Origin of the sequence: Aeromonas sp. A04 (assembly GCF_047780465.1) — a bacterium.
Lineage (GTDB): Bacteria > Pseudomonadota > Gammaproteobacteria > Enterobacterales > Aeromonadaceae > Aeromonas > Aeromonas bestiarum.
Genome location: NZ_JBLNHP010000001.1, coordinates 1,235,724 through 1,254,030 on the forward strand (window position 1 = coordinate 1,235,724; position 18,307 = coordinate 1,254,030).

The window sequence follows — 18,307 nt, forward strand, 5'->3', positions numbered from 1 at the left end:
CGTCTTTCACCTATATGGGTGTAGGTATCAGGCCGCCGGTTTGTCCTGACTCTTGACCGCCGACTGGGCCGCCAGCGCCTGATCCACCAGCAGATCCCGCGCCCCCGTCATGCCCGCCCGTTTGGCCAGCAGATGATAGATGGCAGGCACCATCACCAGGGTCACCAGGGTCGCCAAGGAGAGCCCGAAGAAGACCACTGTCCCCACAGCCATCCGGCTCTCATAACCCGCCCCCATGGAGACCATCAGCGGCACGGCGCCGATAATGGCGGTCAGCGAGGTCATCAGTATGGGGCGCAGACGGCGCACCGAGCCGGCTATGATGGCCTCGTCGAAGGCCTCGCCACGCTGGCGCAGCTGGTTGATGAACTCCACGATCAGGATGCCGTTCTTGGTCACCATGCCGATCAGCATGATCATGCCTATCTGGCTGTAGATGCTCATCTCCTGCCCCGTCAGCCAGAGGCCGAGCAGACCGCCGAAGATGCCGAGTGGTACTGTCACCATCACCACAGCCGGGGTCAGCATGCTCTCGAACTGGGCCACCAGCACCAGATAGACCACCAGCAGGGCCAGGGCGAACACCATCACCATCTCGCCCTGGTTGTCGCGGTAGTCCTTGGACTCGCCGGCATAATCCACCGTCATGCCGCTCGGCAGATTGGCGCTGGCCCAGCCGTCGAGGAAGTCCAGCGCCTCGCCCAGGGTGCGATCCGGCGCCAGATCGGCGGTCAGGGTCACCGCCTTCTGCCGCTGGTAGTGGTTGAGCCGCTGCGGGCTCGCCACCTGGGTGACGGTCGCCAGGGTGGAGAGACTCACCATCTCGCCACTGGCGGCCTTGAGATAGATGCGGCTGAGATCGGACACGCCGTTGAAGTCGCGCTGATTGGCGCGCAGATAGACGTCGTACTCCTCGCCCCTGTCCACATAGGTGGTCTGGCTGACGCCGCCGAGCAGAGCCTGCAGCGAGCTGGCCACGGTCGACACCGGAATGCCGAGCTGGCTGGCTCTGTCCCGCTCTATGGTCACCTGCAGTTCGGGGGTCTTCTCGGCGTAGTCGAGATCCGGCGTCACCATCAGGCCGCTCTGGGCCGCCGCCTCTTTCAGGGCCAGCCCCTGCTGATAGAGCTCGGCATAGTCCGAGCCCTGCAGCACGAACTGCACCGCCGCAGTGGAGCCACCGCGAAAGCCCGGCTGGAAGGTGCGGATCATCACGTCGGGAATGCCGGCCAGCCGCCCGCTCAGGGACTGGGCAAACTCGGTGGCGGTTTCGTCCCGCTCGGCCCAGTCGGTGAGCTGGATGATCGCCATCCCGGTCTGATCGCCGCCACGGCCGAAGGCCGGGGTGCTGAAGCTCATGGCCTGCACCACCCCCTTGCCCAGCAGCGGCATGATGGCCGCCTCCACCTGCTGCATGTTGCGCTTCATCCGCTCTATGCTGGTGCCCTCGGCCCCTTTCACGAACACATAGAGCACGCCCCGATCCTCGGTCGGGGTCAGACTGGTGGGCAGCTGGCCAAACAGGGCGCCGATGCCGCCGAGGCAGAGCAGCAGCACCAGCGGAGTCCAGGCCGAGCGGCGCAGCACCCAGCCCAGCAGATTGCGATAGTGCTTCTCCACCCAGCCGAGGCCGCGATCGAGCGCCGCCGTCAGCACGTTGGGCTTGTCGACCGAGCGCATCAGCCAGGAGCCCATGGCCGGAGTCAGGGTCAGTGCCACCAGGGAGGAGAAGAGCACAGCCAGGGAGAGCAGGATGGCGAACTCGGTAAAGAGCCGCCCCACCATGCCATCCATGAAGGCGATGGGCACGAACACCATCACCAGCACGGCCGTGGTCGCCACCACGGCAAAACCCACCTCGCGGGTGCCGTGCCAGGCCGCCAGCAGCGGTGGCTCGCCCCGTTGCAGGTGGTGGTGGATATTCTCCACCACGACTATGGCGTCATCCACCACCAGACCGATGGCGAGAATAAGGGCGAGCAGTGTGATGAGGTTGATGGAAAAACCAAGATACCAGGCACCGATGAAGGCCGAGATGAGCGACACAGGCACTGTGATGGCCGGGATCAAAGTGGTACGCCCCTGCCCCAGGAACAGGTAGAGCACGGCCACCACCAGCACGGCGCAGATGGCCAGCGTCTCGTACACCTCGTCGATGGCCTGCTTGATGAAGATGGTGGAGTCGTAGTCAATCTCCAGGGTGGCCCCCTCCGGCAGGAAGCGCTGCATCTCGGCCATCTTCTTCTCGACCCCCTGCGCCACCGCCAGCGGGTTGGCGGTGGACTGGGCCACTATGCCTATCCCCAGGCTCTCGCGGCCGTTGCGCTGGTAGGCGCTGTCTTCGTTCTTGGCGCCCACCTCCACGTCGGCGATATCCGCCAGGTAGATGCTCTGGCCGTTGTCGGCGGTGCGCACCTGCAGCGCCTGAAAATCGGCAGCCGTGTGGTAGAGACGGGCGATCTGCACCGCCATCGTCATGCTGTTGTTGCGAATTTCGCCGCCCGGCAGCTCTATGTTCTCGCGCTTGAGGGCGTCCTGCACGTCCGCCACCGTGATGCCACGGGCCGCCATGTCGGCGGGGCGCAGCCGCACGTACATCACCTGGGTCAGATCGCCGGAGAGAGCCACCTCGCTCACCCCGTCCACCAGACTCAGGGGATCGACCAGCACGCGGTTGGCGTAGTCGGTCATGGCGGTACGGTCCATCTGGGTGCTGCTGAAGTTGAGCCAGACCGCCACGTCGCCGTTGCCGTTGTCCTTGGTGACCATGGGCTCATCCACGTCATCCGGCAACCTGGGGCGGGCGCGGGAGATGGCGTCACGCACATCCGAGGTGCCCTCCACCATGTTCCAGCCGAGCTTGAACTCCACAGTGATGACGGAGCGCCCCTTGCGGGTCACAGAGTTGATGTTCTTGATGCCGCTGATGCCGGAGAGCTGATCCTCGATGGGCTTGGTGACCTGACTCTCCATGACGGCGGGTGCCGCCCCCTCATAGGTGGTGGAAATGGAAACGGACGGGATCTGCACGTCCGGCATCTCCCGCACCGTCAGCTTGCTGAAGGCCACCAGACCGAACACGGTCAGCAGGGCGCTCACTACCACGGCCACCAGCGGGCGGCGGACAGAAATATCGGAGAGCCACATCAGCCTTTTACCTCCGCCAGATCGTGCACACTGGCACCGTCACGCAGATTGACCAGCCCCTCGACCGCGATGCGATCGCCGACCTTCAGGCCCTCGGTGACCCACACCTCCTCGCCATGGGTATCCCCCAGCACCACGGACACCCGCGTCACCCGACCGTCCGCCTCCAGGCGATAGACGAAGCGTTGCGCGCCGGCATACTCCACCGACTGGGCCGGGATCAGGGTCATCTTCTGGGGTGGCAGGGAGAGCTCGACGTTGAGCAGCATGCCGGGCCGCAGCTGACCATCGGGATTGGGGATGATGACGCGCGCCTTGATGTTCTGGGTATCGTTGGACACCCGACTGTCGAGCGTCTCCAGCACGCCGCTGAACGCTTGGTCCGGCCAGGCCGAGCTGGTCGCCGTCACCGCCATGCCGGGACGCAGCAGGGAGAGATAGCGCTCTGGCACCGCCAGATCGAGCCGCAGCTTGGCCAGCTCATCGAGATGGAGCAGGGTATCGCCGCTGTTGACCAGGGCCCCTTCACTCAGATCGATCAGGCTGACGGTGCCGTCAAACGGCGCCTGCAGGGTGCGCAGCGACAACTCGTACTTGGCCGCATCGGCGCGGGCCTGGGCCTGGGCCACTATGGCCTCCTGCCCTTCCAGCTCTGAGGTAGTGATGGCACCGCGCGCCACCAGCCGGCGCATGTCCCGCAGCTTGCGGGCCTCGTCGCGCACGCTGGCGTTTTGCTCCGCGAGCTCAGCGAGCTGCTTGCCCGTATCCAGGGCGATCAGGGTATCGCCCCGCTTGACCTGCTGGCCGGAGCGCACCGCTATCTTGACGATGCGACCTGTCACCTCGGGGCTTATCACCACGGAGCGGTTGGCCGCCAGCTTGCTCACCAGCTTGATGGTGGGTTCGGCCAGGCTCTGCTTAACTGTCTGCGCCCTGATATTGACCTGGCGGGGCTGGGGTTTGCTGGCAGGTTCGTTGTTACGGTAATACCAGACACCCGACATCAGCAGGGAGAGACAGGCTATCGACAGCCACATACGCATTTTCATCAAGCAATCCATGAAATTAAGAGAAAAGGGGGGCACTTCATCAATGATGGGTACAATGTTACCCCCTGACTATGCCGTGACTATGTATAAATGTGACAAAACGTAACAGCAGCGGTGGAAGATCACCTAAACCGGATCCACAGGAGACGTTCCTGACAGTTCTGCCCTACACTGATGAACCGAACCGCCCAGACCCAGCCCCACCGCCTATGCCTGCACCACGCCCCGCTCTCGTCACACACAAACTGCAATGGCTGCTTGGCGCCGTCGTCACACTGCTGCTGACCCTCACGATTCAGCAGACCCTGAAACATGTCACCGAACTCTATGAGCGCGACACCCTCAACACGGCCGCCCGCTTGCGATCCCAGTTTCAGCAGATGGAGACCTTTCTCGAGGCCATGCGCGGCCAGGCCGAGGAGCGACTGCGCAGCAATCCGCAGTCGGCGCTGACCCGCCAGCTCTATGGCGCCCTGCAAGCCTCGCCAGATAAGGGGTTTTCGCTGGACAAGGTGCCCGGCAACCTGCCCGAGGGGCTCAGCGGCAATCTGACCGGCCTGGGCCAGCTGCCCGCCCGGGGCAGCGAGCGGGAAGCCAGACTGCACCTGGCGCTGAGCCTCTCCCCCCTGCTCTCCACCACCAACAAGCTGCTGGGGGACAAGGTTGCCTGGATCTACTTCACAGGGGTGGATGACTTCATCTACCTCTACCCCTGGATCCCCTCCAGCCAGTTTCGCTTTCATCGCGCCATCTATCTGAAATCCTACTGGCAGGATGCCCTGAAACAACAAAACCCCAGCCAGCGCGCCATCGTATCGCGCCCTTATGAGGACTTTGCCGGGGAGGGACAGATGATCTCACTGTCGCAACCCATAGTGAAGGATCAGGTGCTGGTGGGCGTCATCAGCATAGATGTGCTGCTCTCGCGGCTCGAACAGCTGCTGGATGAGTCCACACCCGGCATAGGCAGCCTGTTTCTGGTCAATCAGCATCAGCAGATCCTGGCCAGCAACCATCAGGGAGCTGACTTTGTCCCAAAGTTCCAGGCCGAACGGGATAGCTACCAATGGCGCCAGGGCGCCTTTCAACTGGTCCACGCCATTCCCGATACCGGGCTCACCCTGATCCATCGCATCCCGCTGCTCTCCCTGTTGCAGGCCCTGCTCTGGCAATCGGCCCCGACCCTGATCGCCATCCTCTTCATGGTGCTGGCGGCGCTCTCCAGCCTCAAGTCCCACCGCCTGAACCGGCAGCTGGACTATCTCTCCAACCACGATGCCCTGACCGGCGCCTTCAACCGCCACTACTTCGACGAATTTGAACAGGCCCGAGCCCATGCCAGGGCGCGCGGCGTCGGGGTGATCATGTTCGATTGCGATCACTTCAAGCTGGTCAACGACCGCTTTGGTCACGAAGTCGGCGATCGGGTGCTGATCCAGCTGGTCAGGCTCTGCCAGGGCCAGACCAGAAAAGAGGATGCCCTGATCCGCTGGGGTGGCGAGGAATTTTTGCTGCTGGTTGCCAAGGGATCCGAGCCGCTGGATCAGCTGGCCGAGCGGTTGCGCCTGCAGATAGCCCGCCATCCGTGGGACGAGATTGCGCCCACCCTGGCGGTCACCGTCAGTCTGGGCTATCACCACTGCGCCCCCGAGACACAGCTGCAGGAGGCGATCCGCCGGGCGGACGTGGCCCTCTATCGGGCCAAGGCCAACGGTCGCAACCGCAGTGAACGCTGGCAGGATGACGGCGCAAAAAACACCGGGTAAGCTGAACGCCTCACTCACCTCAGGAGAGACAAAGTGTCACGAAAACCCCGCGTGGGATTGGCTCTGGGCAGTGGCGCTGCCCGAGGATGGGCGCACATCGGCATCATACGGGCGCTGGAGCGGCTCGGCGTCAAACCGGATCTGGTGGCCGGCTGCTCCATCGGCAGCTTCGTCGGCGCCGCCTATGCCGCGGGCGAGCTGGACACGCTGGAGTCCTGGGTGCGCGGCTTCAGCCGGCTGCAGGTGGTCGGCCTGCTCGATCCCGCCCTCTCCGGCGGCCTGTTTCGCGGTGAAAAGGTGTTCGGCATCGCCGCCAATCACTTAGGCGATCCCGCCATCGAGAGCCTGCCGCTGCCCTTCGCCTGCGTCGCCACCGAGCTGGATACAGGTCGCGAGATCTGGCTGCAACAGGGGCCGCTGCGCCAGTGCGTGCGCGCCTCCTGTGGCATGCCCGGCATACTGACCCCCACCCTGGTCGAGGATCGCTGGCTGGTGGATGGCGCCGTGGTCAACCCTGTGCCCATCTCGCTGGCCCGCGCCATGGGGGCCGAGGTGGTGATCGCCGTCAACCTCAACGCCGATATGCACCAGCCCTGGACCGACGAACCGGACGAGCCCGTCAGCGGCAACCGCTTCAGCCAGTGGTTCAACCGGGGTGAGGGCCCCAACACCCCCGGCATGTGGAGCGTGATGACCGGCTCCATCAACATAATGCAAGAGCGGATCACCCGCGCCCGAATGGCGGGGGATCCCCCCGAGATCCAGCTCTGCCCGCGCCTTGGCAGCTTCTCCATCATGGACTTTCACCGGGCGGGCGATGCCATCAACGAGGGGGAGGCCTGTGTCGAGCGCAACGTGGAGCAGCTCAAGGAGGAGCTCTCCCGCCTCGGCTTGATATGACGCCGGGTGCCAAGCTGACGAGCCCATAAAAAAAGAGCGCCAACGGCGCTCTTTTTGCTTTCTTGTGGCGGCAAGCCATCAGAACAACCCCAGCCCCTTGAGCATGACGATCAGGATCAGCAGCGGCGACACATAACGAATGATGAAGAACAGCGGCTTGAGGATCGCCAGCTCCAGTTCACCGCCGTTGGTCAGCGCCTCCTTCATCCGCTCAAAGCCCCACACCCAGCCCACGAACAGGCAGAGGAAGATACCGCCAAGAGGCATCAATACGTTGGAGGAGACGAAGTCGAACAGGTCGAAGAAGGTCTTGCCGGCGATCTGCACCTCCGCCAGCGAGCTGTTGGAGAGTGCGCAGGTCGAACCGACCGCGCCCAGCACCAGCAGGTTGAGCAGGGTCGCCTTGGGACGGCTCATGTGAAAACGCTCTGACACCACAGAGACAGGCACTTCCAGAATGGAGAGCATGGCGCCCGTCGCCGCGATGGCGGATAGCACGAAGAACAACACCATGAACAGGTGACCGAACGGAATGCTGGCAAACACAGCCGGAATGGTGATGAACAGCAGGGAGGGGCCGGCGGAGGGCTCGAACCCGAATGCGAACACGGCCGGGAAGATGGCGATCCCCGCCAGCATGGAGACGAACAGATCGGCGCACATCACCCGGAAGGTGGTGAGCGGAATGTTCTGATCATCCCGGAAGTAGCTGCCATAGGTCATCATGCAACCCATGCCAATGGAGAGCTTGAAGAAGGCCAGCCCCATGGCGGTCAGCACCACGCCGGCGGTGATCTTGGAAAAGTCCGGTGAGAACAGAAAATGCAGACCCTGGCTCGCCCCTGGCAGGGTCAGACTGCGAATGCCTATCACCAGCAGCAGGATGAAGAGCACCGGCATCAGCTTCTTGGTGACCGCTTCGATCCCCTTGGAGACCCCCATCAGCAGTATGCCTCCCATCAGCGCCAGTACCAGCCACTGCCAGAGCAGGCTCTGCAGCGGGTTGGTGATGAGTGCATTGAAGGCCGCGCCCGTGACCGCAGGGTCGGTCGACAGTATCTCGCCGCTGATGGCCTTGAAGATATAGGCGAACACCCAGGCCGCCACTTCGGAATAGAAGGACATGATGAGGAAGGCCGCGACCACTCCCATCAGGGCGATCAGCCACCAGGGCTGTCCCTTGGGACCCAGCTTGCTCAGGGTGGTCACCGCATCGGCCTTGCCCTTGCGACCCAGCATGATCTCGGAAATCATCACCGGCAGCCCCACCAGCAGGGTGGCAATCACATAGACCAGCAGAAAACCGGCGCCGCCGTTTTCACCCGTCAGGTAGGGAAATTTCCAGATATTGCCCAGCCCGACGGCTGAACCCAGGGTGGCGGCAAGGACACCGAATTTACTGGTAAAGCCATCTCTGGCCTGGGGAAGGATTTGACTCATGCTTGTCTCACTGTGCGCATCATGCGAAGGATAACCCTGATTTTAGGGCAGGAATTTTCTGAGGATTAATCCGACTTGCCAAGGTATTTTCGTGAAAAGCCTTGGTGAGAGCACACTTAGCCAAATTTAATTAAATGAAGTGGTTATTTGATGGATAAAAAAATGCCGCCTCAATGGCGGCATTTTTGTCAAAGCCCAATTAAATCAAGCCTTGGCAATATCGTCCGGACCGATCTGGCCAATTTCGGCGACTTTCTTGTCAGCCAGCAGCCAGAGGGTGAACTTGTGCAGCTCAGGGTGGTGAGCCAGTGCCACCAGGAAGGCGCCACCTACTTCACGATAACCCAGTTCATAGTTCTTCAGGGTGGTCGGGGGAACGCCCAGCAGATCGGCAAACTTGGGACGGCTCAAACCGACCGCTTCACGGATCTGACGGATCTTCTTACCAACAGTTACGATATTTGAATTCATATTGTTCCATACTCCGTACGGCGGATTGACTCCACCTTTATTTTTCGCGACGACTCGTAGTCAAGTGTATCAGTTTTGAACGGACTCGTTATGGTCGAGCCTCTATCTTTAATCAGCGTCTTTCGACGACAACCCTTGCAAACATCGGGGATGGTAATCGCTCAACCGCCTCAGGTAAACAGTCTCGAAAAGAAACCTTTATTGTTGCTGCAGGAATAACTCGTATAATCCGCCAGCTATCCCTAAAGAGTAGGAACTCATGGCGCTCCCCGGCATAATCTCCTGTTTACACCCAGTTTCAATACCTGCAGAACTCACCCGCCAGTTGATGCAAGGCCAGCAGACACGCGCCGAAGCCTTCTGGTTGCCAGCCGCCATGCATGAGCAGGCGGCAGCGGTTTTGACTGCGCTCGATGACAAAAGCAGCCTGTTTCTCGAACAGCCAGTGGCAGGGCTGACCCTGCGCAGTCACGATGGCGTCTTGCAACAAGACGGACATCTGCTGCTCGGCAATGGCCAGCGCCTTGCCCTTGCCAACGAGCAGGGCGACGGCGGTCTGGTACCCGAAAGCGGACTCGCCGAGATGGCACTCTGGCTGGAAGCGGGTCACCGCCATTTTCGCTGTTCAGCTGCGGTTCAGCCCGTGGCTAGGGCCATCCTCAACATCTGGCCCCTCGATCCCTACCTTGCCCGTCATTTTTTGCTCAGCTTCACACCCTTACTGTGCGAAGCAACTGAGGCCGATTATCTGGCGGTGTTCCAGGCGAGGGAATCTCCCTCCATGGCGCAATCTGACTGGGTTCAGGCCTATATGAAACTCGAAAAGAAGCTGCACAGAGCCTATTTGGATCACTAATTAATTTGGATAAACAGCCAGTTATCCACACGACACAATTTGCCATATGGCTTATGTGTGAGCTTGATCATGTTTTGAAATCGGCATAGAGTGCGCCACGTCATCGGAATGACATCGGCTGTTCGTGAAGGGTTGAAGGCATTGCTTACGCTGCCACCCGCTCGCTTTGTGCACCAGGAATGTGTGCCTCCCGGATGGAACCGGGATCCCTGCCAGACTCAACGCTGTTGTTCGGCAGAGCCTGCAGCTTACATAAATTAAAAAGTGCGAAGCACGTGAACAACGTGCCATCTCAACGAGGATTTTTTTATGATGAAAATGGCTCCTTCCCTGATCGCCATCGCTATGGCTGCCATGGGTGCAACTGCAGCTCACGCCGCTGACGACATCTACTTCGGTGCCGGTGTCGGTGCTGCCCACTTCAACGGTCTGAACAAGATCGAAGGCGTGAACACTGGCGAAGAAGACGCGGCTGCTGCCAACGCCTTCGTTGGTTACAACTTCACCGAGAACTTCGGTACCGAATTCGGCTACCAGTACGCTGGCCGTGGCAACACCGATGGCAACCGTTACGAAAACCAGGGTGCCACCCTGTCCGGTATCGCTCGTCTGCCGCTGGGCGGCGACTTCTCTGCCTTCGCTGAAGGCGGCGCCTACTGGGCTCACACCGACGGCATGGGCACCAGCGATACCAAAGTATCCCCGCTGGCCGGCCTGGGCGTGACCTACAAGGTCAACGACGCGCTGGATCTGCAAGCTCGCTACCGCTACATGTGGGACGTGGCTGACCTGCACGCCGACGACGTACGCTACAAGTCCAACCAGAGCGTTGCGACCCTGGAAGCCGTATACCACCCGTTCCGCTCTTCCTACGTAGCGCCGGCTCCGGCTCCTGTTGTTGAAGAAGCTCCGGCTCCTGCCCCGCAGGTTGTCGAGAAGAACTTCGCGCTGAACTCCGACGTGCTGTTTGCCTTTGGCAAAGACAGCCTGAAGCCGGAAGGCGTTGCAGCCCTGAACGGTCTGTATCAGCAAATCGTTGAATTCCAGCCGAAAGATGGCAACGCTGTTGTCGTTGGTTACACCGACCGCATCGGTTCCGACGCTTACAACCAGAAGCTGTCCGAAGCCCGTGCCCGTACCGTTGCCAACTTCCTGGTAAGCAAGGGTATGGCTGCCAGCAAGGTTGCAGTAGAAGGTCGTGGCGAAGCCAACCCGGTTACTGGCACCAAGTGCAACGCCGTCAAGGCTAAAGCTCAGCTGATCTCCTGCCTGGCCCCGGATCGTCGCGTAGAAGTTCGCGTCTCTGGCGTACAAGAAGTTCAGCAATAATCTGACTCTGTTCAGATGATGCGAAAAGGGGATGCCACGGCATCCCCTTTTGTTTTCCCGTTTGCCATTGATTGACGGTAAACGCAGCAAGACGCGACACTTTCTGTCAAACCCTCTCCCCCGCCGCACGGCCTGCTTTTTCGCTCCAACCCGCACTACCGCTGGATATCTGTACAGAAACTTGATCAAAGCGAGTCAAAAGAATACAGTAACCCCGCTTGTAAGGTATTGGATGAACTATTAAAAGTGCTTCTTGTCCGGTTAGTTGTCCATGAAGCCAAGACTTCATGAGTATCCAGGAACCATCTCTTTTTTCATTCAAGCCAGCCGTGGTTCACCATGGAGGTCGCAGCTGAATTGTCACTTGTGACCGGTATAACTGAAGAGTGCGCAGTACGCCCTAGCACGGCAAACTCAACGAGGATAAAACGATGAAAATGAAAATGGCACCCGCCCTGATTGCTCTGGCCATCGCGGCCATGGGAACTTCCACCGCTCAGGCAGCCAACGACTGGTACACAGGTATCGGCGCAGGTTGGGCTTATGGCCACGACCTGAACGACTTTGGCAAGGACGCTGACAAGGACGCCACCGCGCTCTCCCTGTTTGGCGGCTACAACTTCACCGAAAACTTCGGTGCCGAACTGGGCTACCTCTACGCCGGCAAGGGTGGCGTCGATGGCGTTGACTTCAAGACCCAGGGTGCCACCCTGTCCGGTCTTGCCCGTCTGCCGCTGAACGACATCTTCTCCGTGTTTGCAGAAGGCGGCGCCTACTTCAACCACGTCAACGGCAACGGCAACAGCGACAACGGCACTGCGCCGCTGGCCGGTCTGGGCCTGACCGCCAAGCTCTCCGACCTCATCGATGTGCAAGCCCGCTACCGCTACATGTGGAACCTGGGTGATGAGCAGAAGACCTGGGAAACCAACATGAGCGTGGCCACCCTGGAACTGGTGATGCACCCGAACCGCACCTCTTATGTTGCCCCGGTCCCTGCACCGGCGCCCGAGCCGGTTCCTGAGCCCGTGGTCGTCGACAAGAACTTCGCTCTGAGCTCGGACGTGCTGTTTGCCTTCGGCAAATCCACCCTGAAGCCGGAAGGGGTTGCCGCGCTCAATACCCTGTATCAGCAGATCGTCGACGTGCAGCCGAAAGATGGCAGCGCCGTGGTCGTCGGCTACACAGACCGCATCGGTTCTGACGCCTACAACCTGAAGCTGTCCGAAGCCCGCGCCCGCACCGTGGCCGACTTCCTGGTCGGCAAGGGTCTGCCTGCCGGCAAGGTCGCCATCGAAGGTCGTGGCGAAGCCAGCCCGGTCACCGGCACCCAGTGCAATGGCATCAAGGCCAAGGCACAGCTGATCGCCTGCCTAGCCCCGGATCGTCGCGTTGAAGTGCGCGTCACCGGCGTACAGGAAGTGAAACAGTAAGTCACTCAGGTGGCATAGGAAGGAGGCCTGATGGCCTCCTTTTTTATTGCCTCGGGATCACCGCGCATCCTCCCCGTTTTGTGACCTCGTCCCGCTCGTTGCAATTCCAAGTACCACCTAAGTGGTTAAAAACCCTGTATCGCCTATAAATAGTGGTGGTTGTACACAACAGGGCTGGAGCCCTACGACACCAAACATCGACGAGGATACGCGATGAACATAAGACTGAAACCTGTTTGGATTGCATTGGCATTGGCGGCCACGGGCGCACAGGCGGCGCCGGACAACGATTGGTATGCCGGGATCGGTGGCGGCTGGGCCATCGCCCACGATCTGGGTGATTTTGGCAAGGATGCGAGCAAGGACGCCACCGCACTCTCCCTGTTCGGCGGCTACAACTTCACCGAGAACCTGGGCGCCGAGCTCGGCTACCTGTCGACCGGTGACTGGGACGTGCAGGGCAATGACTTCAGCAGCCAGGGGGCCACACTGTCGGTGATAGGCCGGCTGCCGCTTGGCGACATCTTCTCGGTATTTGCCGAGGGGGGCGGTTATATCTACCACGTCAAGTCCGTCAACGGCGGCGACAACAACCTGGCACCGCTGGCCGGCCTTGGCCTGACCGCCAAGCTGCACGACTGGGTCGACATCCAGGCGCGCTACCGCTACATGGTCCGGGTCGGCGACGATCCCGACAACGACAAGCTGAACAGCGGCACCCAGCGCTGGGTCAGCGATATCAGCACAGCCACCCTGGAGCTGGTGATCCACCCCAACCGCAGCAAACCGGTTGAACCTGTCGCTGCCCCTGCTGTCGTCCCACCGCCCCCGCCCGCACCCGAGCCGGTGGATCAGACCTTCAACCTGAGCTCGGACGTGCTGTTTGCGTTTGGCAAGGCGGATCTGAAACCCGAGGGGATGCAGGCACTGGAGTCGCTCTATCAGCAGATAGTCGACGTGCAGCCCAAGGATGGCAGCGCAGTGGTGATGGGCTACACGGACCGTATCGGTTCGGATGCCAACAACCAGGCACTGTCGGAGGCCCGCGCAAGCACGGTCGCCAACTTCCTGATTGGCAAGGGTCTGCCCGCCGACAAGGTCAGCATCCAGGGCAATGGCGAGAGCAACCCGGTCACCGGCAGCCAGTGTGATGCCATCAAGGCCAGGGCCGCGCTCATCGACTGCCTCGGGCCGGATCGCCGGGTAGAGGTCCGGGTCACCGGCACCCAGGGCGCCCCCGAGGCCCCCGTCGCAGAGCCGGTAGTGCAATAAGCCGCGCCAAACAACGAAGATAGCAGCCAGACGTGTGAGAAGCACCGGAAGGGGAAACCTGTGCAAGGTGCACAAAAAAGGGATGCCGAGGCATCCCTTTTGCTTTTCCTCTGCGCGAAGGATCAGAAGGAGGTGCGGCGATAGCGGCGGTATTCTGGTCGCCAGAAGTTCGCTTCTATGGCCTGCTCTATCACCTCGTCCGGGGTCTGCACCGCCTTGCCCTGCAGCATGGCGGTCTTGGCCACCATCTTGGCGATGTAGCGGGAGACCTGATGGATATCCGCCAGATCCGGCAGCAGCGAGCCCTCGGCCCCCTTCACCAGCGGCGAACACTCCGCCAGCGCCCGGCTGGCCGACATCAGCATGGCATCGGTCACCCGGGTGGCGCCGGCGGCGATGACGCCAAGGCCTATCCCCGGGAAGATGAAGGAGTTGTTGCACTGGGCGATGACGTAGCGCTTGCCCTTGTACTCCACCGGTGCAAACGGGCTGCCGGTGGCCACCAGCGCCTGGCCGTCGGTCCAGCGGATGAGATCGGCGGGGGTCGCCTCGACCCGCGAGGTGGGGTTGGAGAGCGGGAATATGATGGGACGGGCACAATGCTTGTGCATGGTCTTGACCACCTCTTCGGTGAACAGACCCGGCTGACCAGAGACCCCGATCAGTATGTCTGGGCGACCGTGCTCCATCACCTCCAGCAGTGAGATGTTGTCCCCCACCGGCCAGTCGGCGATGCGATCAACCGGCTGGGAGAGGCGGCGCTGGAAGTCGAGCTGGTTGGGGATCTTGTCGGTGATGAGGCCGAAGCGGTCCACCATGAAGACCCGGCCACGGGCCTGGGCATCGGTCAGCCCTTCGGCCTTCATCTGCGCCACTATCTGCTCGGCGATGCCGCAACCGGCGCTGCCCGCCCCGAGGAAGGCGACCCGCTTCTCGGAGAGCTTGGCGCCGGAGGCCTTGCAGGCGGCGATCAGGCTGCCGAGCGTCACGGCGGCTGTGCCCTGAATGTCGTCATTGAAGCAGCAGAGCTCGTTCTTGTAGCGGTTGAGCAGCGGCATGGCGTTGTTCTGGGCGAAGTCCTCGAACTGCAGCAATATCTCCGGCCAGCGGCGCTTGACCGCCTGAATGAAGGCGTCTACGAACTCGGCGTACTCTTCACCCGAGATGCGCGGGTTGCGCCAGCCCATGTAGAAGGGATCGTTCAGCAACTGCTGGTTGTTGGTGCCCACGTCCAGCACCACCGGCAGGCAGTAAGCCGGCGAGATGCCGCCACAGGCGGTGTAGAGCGACAGCTTGCCGATGGGAATGCCCATACCGCCGATGCCCTGATCGCCAAGACCCAGAATGCGCTCGCCGTCGGTGACCACGATCACCTTGACGTTCTGCTTGGTGGCGTTTTGCAGCATGTCATCGATCCTGTCCTTGTCCGGATAGGAGATGAAGAGGCCACGGGCGCGGCGGTAGATGTTGGAAAACTCCTCGCACGCCTTGCCGACAGTCGGGGTGTAGATGACCGGCAGCATCTCGGTCAGGTGGTTGTGCAGTAGACGGTAGAAGAGCGTCTCGTTGGTGTCCTGGATGTTGCGCAGGTAGATGTGCTTGTCCATGTCGTTGCCAAACGCCATGAACTGGCGGTAGGCCCGCTCGGCCTGCTCTTCGATGGTCTCGATATTCTGGGGTAGCAGACCCTCGAGGTTGAAGTTGCTGCGCTCTTCGCTGGTGAAGGCGCTGCCCTTGTTGAGCAGCGGTGTCTCCAGCAGGGCGGGACCGGCGTAGGGAATGTAGAGGGGGCGTTTCTGGTTATTATCTTCAAACATGGATCGGGTACCTAAACGATGGCCTGGACAAAGGAACCCGCCGATCCTATGGGCTTGCGCCATTAATTTCAAAGAGTTTGCACATCCGTTGCAAAAGGTTTGCGACCCTGGCGACGAAAGGCCCCGGGGGTCTGACCAGTGAGGCGGCGAAAGCGGTTGGCAAAGTTGGCGCCATCGCTGTAGCCGACCCGGCTGGCCAGCTCGCCAAGAGGCCAGTTGGTGTAGAGCAGCAGCTGACGCGCCTTGTTCATCCGAAGCCCGGTGAGCCAGGCCATGGGCCCCATGCCGAACACCTGCTGGCAGAGCCGATGAAGATGGGGCACAGAGCAGGCCATCTGCCGGGCCAGCAGCGCCACGCTCCAGGACTCATCGAGGCGCGCCTCCACCCGCCGAAACAGCGCCTGCAACCTCAGCTCAGGGGTGCCGCGCACCTCCCCTTGCAGGGTTCGCTCAAGCAGCGCCAGCAACAGGCTGAGCAGCTGGGGTTGCAGGGGCGAACGCACTCCCTCCCCCTGCATCAGGCTGAGCAGGTGATAGAGCTGATCCCCCTCATCCCCCTGCCAGATGCGGTGGCCGAGCCGGTGCAGATGGTACCAGCGCGGCACGTCATCGAGCAAAATCCAGCTGGTCTGCCAGTGATCGCCAATGAGCCGCAGGCCACCCGGCACGGCGGCGGGCAGGAAGATGAGCGAACCGGCCGGAATCGGCTGCTCCCCCTCATCGGTCAGCAGGGCGCCCCCCTCCTCGTGACTCACCATCAGGATGTGAAACTCGGGCCGGTTGCGACGAATGAGATAGTGATCCCGGATGTTCGAAAGGCCGGTCAGAAAGATGCCCGCCTCACCGAGCAGGGGCAGCCCTTCACGGCCCAGCATCCGCTCCTCGCAGGCCGGGGCTATTTCCAGACACTCGCTGACAAATGGCATAACGCCTCAACATGATAGTTTTGAACAAGAAACCCGAGAGGGGCTCACAGTGAAGCCGCTCGCCACTGCCCCTATCATACCCATGACAAACCTTGCTTTTCACATACCCGGTTAACATAAATGAATTATTGGCAAGCGATTTTAAAACAAACCACCGATCGCGAGTTCATGACGCGACTGTGGCGGCTGGCCCTGCCAGTGTCGCTGCAATCCATGATGTTCTCCCTGCTCGGCCTCATCGACATCATGATGGTGAGCCAGCTTGGCACCACGGCTGTGGCGGCGGTCGGCTTGGGTAACCGGGTCTTCTTCTTCAATCTGCTGGTGATAGCGGGACTCTCGGGCGGGGTCTCGGTGTTGGCGGCGCAATATTACGGGCGCGGCGAGCTGGCCGGGGTGCGCCGCGCCCTGGCACTGGCGCTGGTCGGCGCACTGCTGGTGAGCCTGCCGTTTGCCCTCATCTATCTGCTCGCGCCGGGCAGCGTGCTCGGCTTTGCCAGCCAGGAACCCGAGTTGCGCGCCCTCGCCGACCAGTTTCTGATGATCACAGGCGCCACCATCCTCTGCACCGCCATCGTCGTGCCGCTGGAGTCGGCGCTGCGTTCGGTGGGCAACGCCGCCGCGCCCACCCGGATCGGCATCATGGCCATCATAGCCAACGTCATCCTCAACTATGCCCTCATCTTCGGCAATTTCGGCTTCGAAGCCATGGGGGTCGCGGGCTCGGCCTGGGGCACCACGATTTCACGGCTGCTGCAGACGGCACTACTGCTTGCCTATGTGTGGCGGCAGGAGCCCCGCCTCATCCCGCGCAGACAGGACTGGCGGGACGCCTTTCGGCGCAAGGAGGTGGTGCGCTTCACCCTGATCGCCCTGCCGCTCTTGTTCCACGACGGGCTCTGGGCCTTCGGCATGCTGCTCTACGGCTTTCTCTACGCCCATCTGGGCACGGATTCGCTGGCCATCATGACCACGCTGGGGACGCTCGAGAGTATCCTCATCTCCCTCTTCTTCGGGCTGGCGGTGGCCTGCTCCACCCTGCTCGGCCACCGGCTCGGGGCCGAGGAGTACGACATAGCCTGGCAGCACTCCCAGCTGTTCCTGCTGCTGGCGCCCATCGGCGCCCTGCTGGTGGGGATAGCCGTCTGGCTGATGCAGACCCAGCTGCTGCAGTGGGTCGGCAACCTGCCGGGCGAGCTGATGGGGGAAGCGGGCCAGGTGCTCGCCATCATGTGTCTGGGCATGCTGCTCAAGGTGTTCAACATGGTGGGGATTATCGGGGTGCTGCGCTCCGGCGGCGACGTGAACTACAGCATAGTCATCGACATCATCGCCATGTGGTGCATAGGCCTGCCGCTCGCCTGGGTGGCGGTCAGCCTGCTCGGCTGGCCTCTTTCCTGGGTGGTGGCCGTGGTGCTGCTGGAGGAGCTGTGCAAGGTGCTGCTGGTGCAGCGCAGGATCCGCCAGCGCCGCTGGCTCAGAAATCTGGTGATAGGATAAGGGGACGCAGGAAGCGGTAAAATGCGGGGTCATATCAATGACAGAAAATCCCCGTTTGCAGTATGCTGGCCCCCTCTTCAATCAGAGGCAGGGCGCACCGCGTGCACCGACATTATGCCCCTGTCCCCTAGTCGTTTAAGGAGACGAGCATGCAACCACAGAAAGAGCTGATCACCGAGACTGCCCTGCTGGAGATGGCCAACGGCATCATCACGAGCCATGAAGACTTCATCCACGGCATGCGCGCCGACTCGGTGGAGCAGAAGGGGGATATTCTGGTGTTCAAGGGGGAGTTCTTCCTGGCCGAAGATGGCACCCCGACCGGCAAGACAATGGCGGTATTCAACATGTTCAAGCTGCTGGCCCAGCAGCTCTCCGGCAAGTATCAGCTGAGCTGATCC

14 protein-coding genes are annotated in these 18,307 nt (G+C 61.5%); 8 read left to right on the forward strand and 6 right to left on the reverse strand.

Translation table 11 applies throughout. The features are described 5' to 3' along the window. Positions 1–27 precede the first annotated feature (27 nt). Together ACM3N8_RS05580 and ACM3N8_RS05585 are read right to left on the reverse strand one after the other, a co-directional pair. Complete coding sequence (locus tag ACM3N8_RS05580) at positions 28–3,147, reverse strand: efflux RND transporter permease subunit (protein WP_290021305.1); 3,120 nt, start codon at positions 3,145–3,147, stop codon at positions 28–30. Further along, positions 3,147–4,196, reverse strand: a complete 1,050-nt coding sequence (locus ACM3N8_RS05585; protein WP_416015625.1) for an efflux RND transporter periplasmic adaptor subunit — start codon at positions 4,194–4,196, stop codon at positions 3,147–3,149. The genes ACM3N8_RS05580 and ACM3N8_RS05585 overlap by 1 nt, the downstream gene beginning before the upstream one ends. 209 nt (positions 4,197–4,405) lie before the next feature. On the opposite strand from ACM3N8_RS05585, the gene ACM3N8_RS05590 reads away from it, so the two are divergent. Continuing rightward, positions 4,406–5,962 (forward strand): diguanylate cyclase, encoded by a 1,557-nt coding sequence (locus tag ACM3N8_RS05590; RefSeq protein WP_416015627.1) that lies wholly within the window; start codon positions 4,406–4,408, stop codon positions 5,960–5,962. A 33-nt stretch (positions 5,963–5,995) separates the two neighbouring features. Continuing rightward, entirely contained in the window at positions 5,996–6,862 is an 867-nt protein-coding gene (rssA, locus tag ACM3N8_RS05595) for a patatin-like phospholipase RssA (RefSeq protein ID WP_416015629.1), read from the forward strand. Between the two features lie 78 nt (positions 6,863–6,940). On the opposite strand, the gene ACM3N8_RS05600 is transcribed toward rssA, so the two are convergent. Both ACM3N8_RS05600 and ACM3N8_RS05605 read right to left on the reverse strand, forming a co-directional pair. After that, complete coding sequence (locus tag ACM3N8_RS05600) at positions 6,941–8,302, reverse strand: sodium-dependent transporter (protein ID WP_043134613.1); 1,362 nt, start codon at positions 8,300–8,302, stop codon at positions 6,941–6,943. A 204-nt stretch (positions 8,303–8,506) separates the two neighbouring features. Then, positions 8,507–8,773, reverse strand: a complete 267-nt coding sequence (locus tag ACM3N8_RS05605) for a helix-turn-helix domain-containing protein (protein ID WP_005298604.1) — start codon at positions 8,771–8,773, stop codon at positions 8,507–8,509. A 259-nt stretch (positions 8,774–9,032) separates the two neighbouring features. On the opposite strand from ACM3N8_RS05605, the gene ACM3N8_RS05610 reads away from it, so the two are divergent. The 4 genes from ACM3N8_RS05610 to ACM3N8_RS05625 all read left to right on the forward strand — a co-directional run bounded on the left by ACM3N8_RS05610 (position 9,033) and on the right by ACM3N8_RS05625 (position 13,663). Beyond that, on the forward strand, positions 9,033–9,629 hold the full coding sequence (locus ACM3N8_RS05610; RefSeq protein ID WP_290017267.1) for a hypothetical protein: 597 nt from the start codon (positions 9,033–9,035) through the stop codon (positions 9,627–9,629). 309 nt (positions 9,630–9,938) lie between these two features. Continuing rightward, positions 9,939–10,958 carry a porin OmpA gene (ompA, locus tag ACM3N8_RS05615; protein WP_042873650.1) on the forward strand — a complete coding sequence of 340 codons (1,020 nt, stop codon included), beginning with the start codon at positions 9,939–9,941 and terminating at the stop codon, positions 10,956–10,958. Positions 10,959–11,389: 431 nt separating this feature from the next. Then, positions 11,390–12,391 (forward strand): porin OmpAII, encoded by a 1,002-nt coding sequence (gene ompAII / locus ACM3N8_RS05620; RefSeq protein WP_043134609.1) that lies wholly within the window; start codon positions 11,390–11,392, stop codon positions 12,389–12,391. Between the two features lie 213 nt (positions 12,392–12,604). Continuing rightward, positions 12,605–13,663, forward strand: a complete 1,059-nt coding sequence (locus ACM3N8_RS05625; RefSeq protein WP_290021309.1) for an OmpA family protein — start codon at positions 12,605–12,607, stop codon at positions 13,661–13,663. Between the two features lie 122 nt (positions 13,664–13,785). Here the strand turns inward: ACM3N8_RS05625 and ACM3N8_RS05630 are convergent, their stop codons facing one another. Further along, the gene (locus ACM3N8_RS05630; RefSeq protein ID WP_274452394.1) at positions 13,786–15,480 is read right to left on the reverse strand and encodes an NAD-dependent malic enzyme; all 1,695 of its coding nucleotides are present in this window, start codon (positions 15,478–15,480) and stop codon (positions 13,786–13,788) included. A 68-nt stretch (positions 15,481–15,548) separates the two neighbouring features. Then, positions 15,549–16,406 carry a helix-turn-helix transcriptional regulator gene (locus ACM3N8_RS05635; RefSeq protein WP_290021311.1) on the reverse strand — a complete coding sequence of 286 codons (858 nt, stop codon included), beginning with the start codon at positions 16,404–16,406 and terminating at the stop codon, positions 15,549–15,551. A gap of 120 nt (positions 16,407–16,526) precedes the next feature. Between ACM3N8_RS05635 and ACM3N8_RS05640 the strand changes: the two genes are divergently transcribed. Then, positions 16,527–17,906 carry an MATE family efflux transporter gene (locus ACM3N8_RS05640; RefSeq protein WP_416015634.1) on the forward strand — a complete coding sequence of 460 codons (1,380 nt, stop codon included), beginning with the start codon at positions 16,527–16,529 and terminating at the stop codon, positions 17,904–17,906. Between the two features lie 149 nt (positions 17,907–18,055). Beyond that, positions 18,056–18,304 carry a DUF2498 family protein gene (locus tag ACM3N8_RS05645; RefSeq protein WP_098984710.1) on the forward strand — a complete coding sequence of 83 codons (249 nt, stop codon included), beginning with the start codon at positions 18,056–18,058 and terminating at the stop codon, positions 18,302–18,304. Positions 18,305–18,307: the final 3 nt, after the last annotated feature.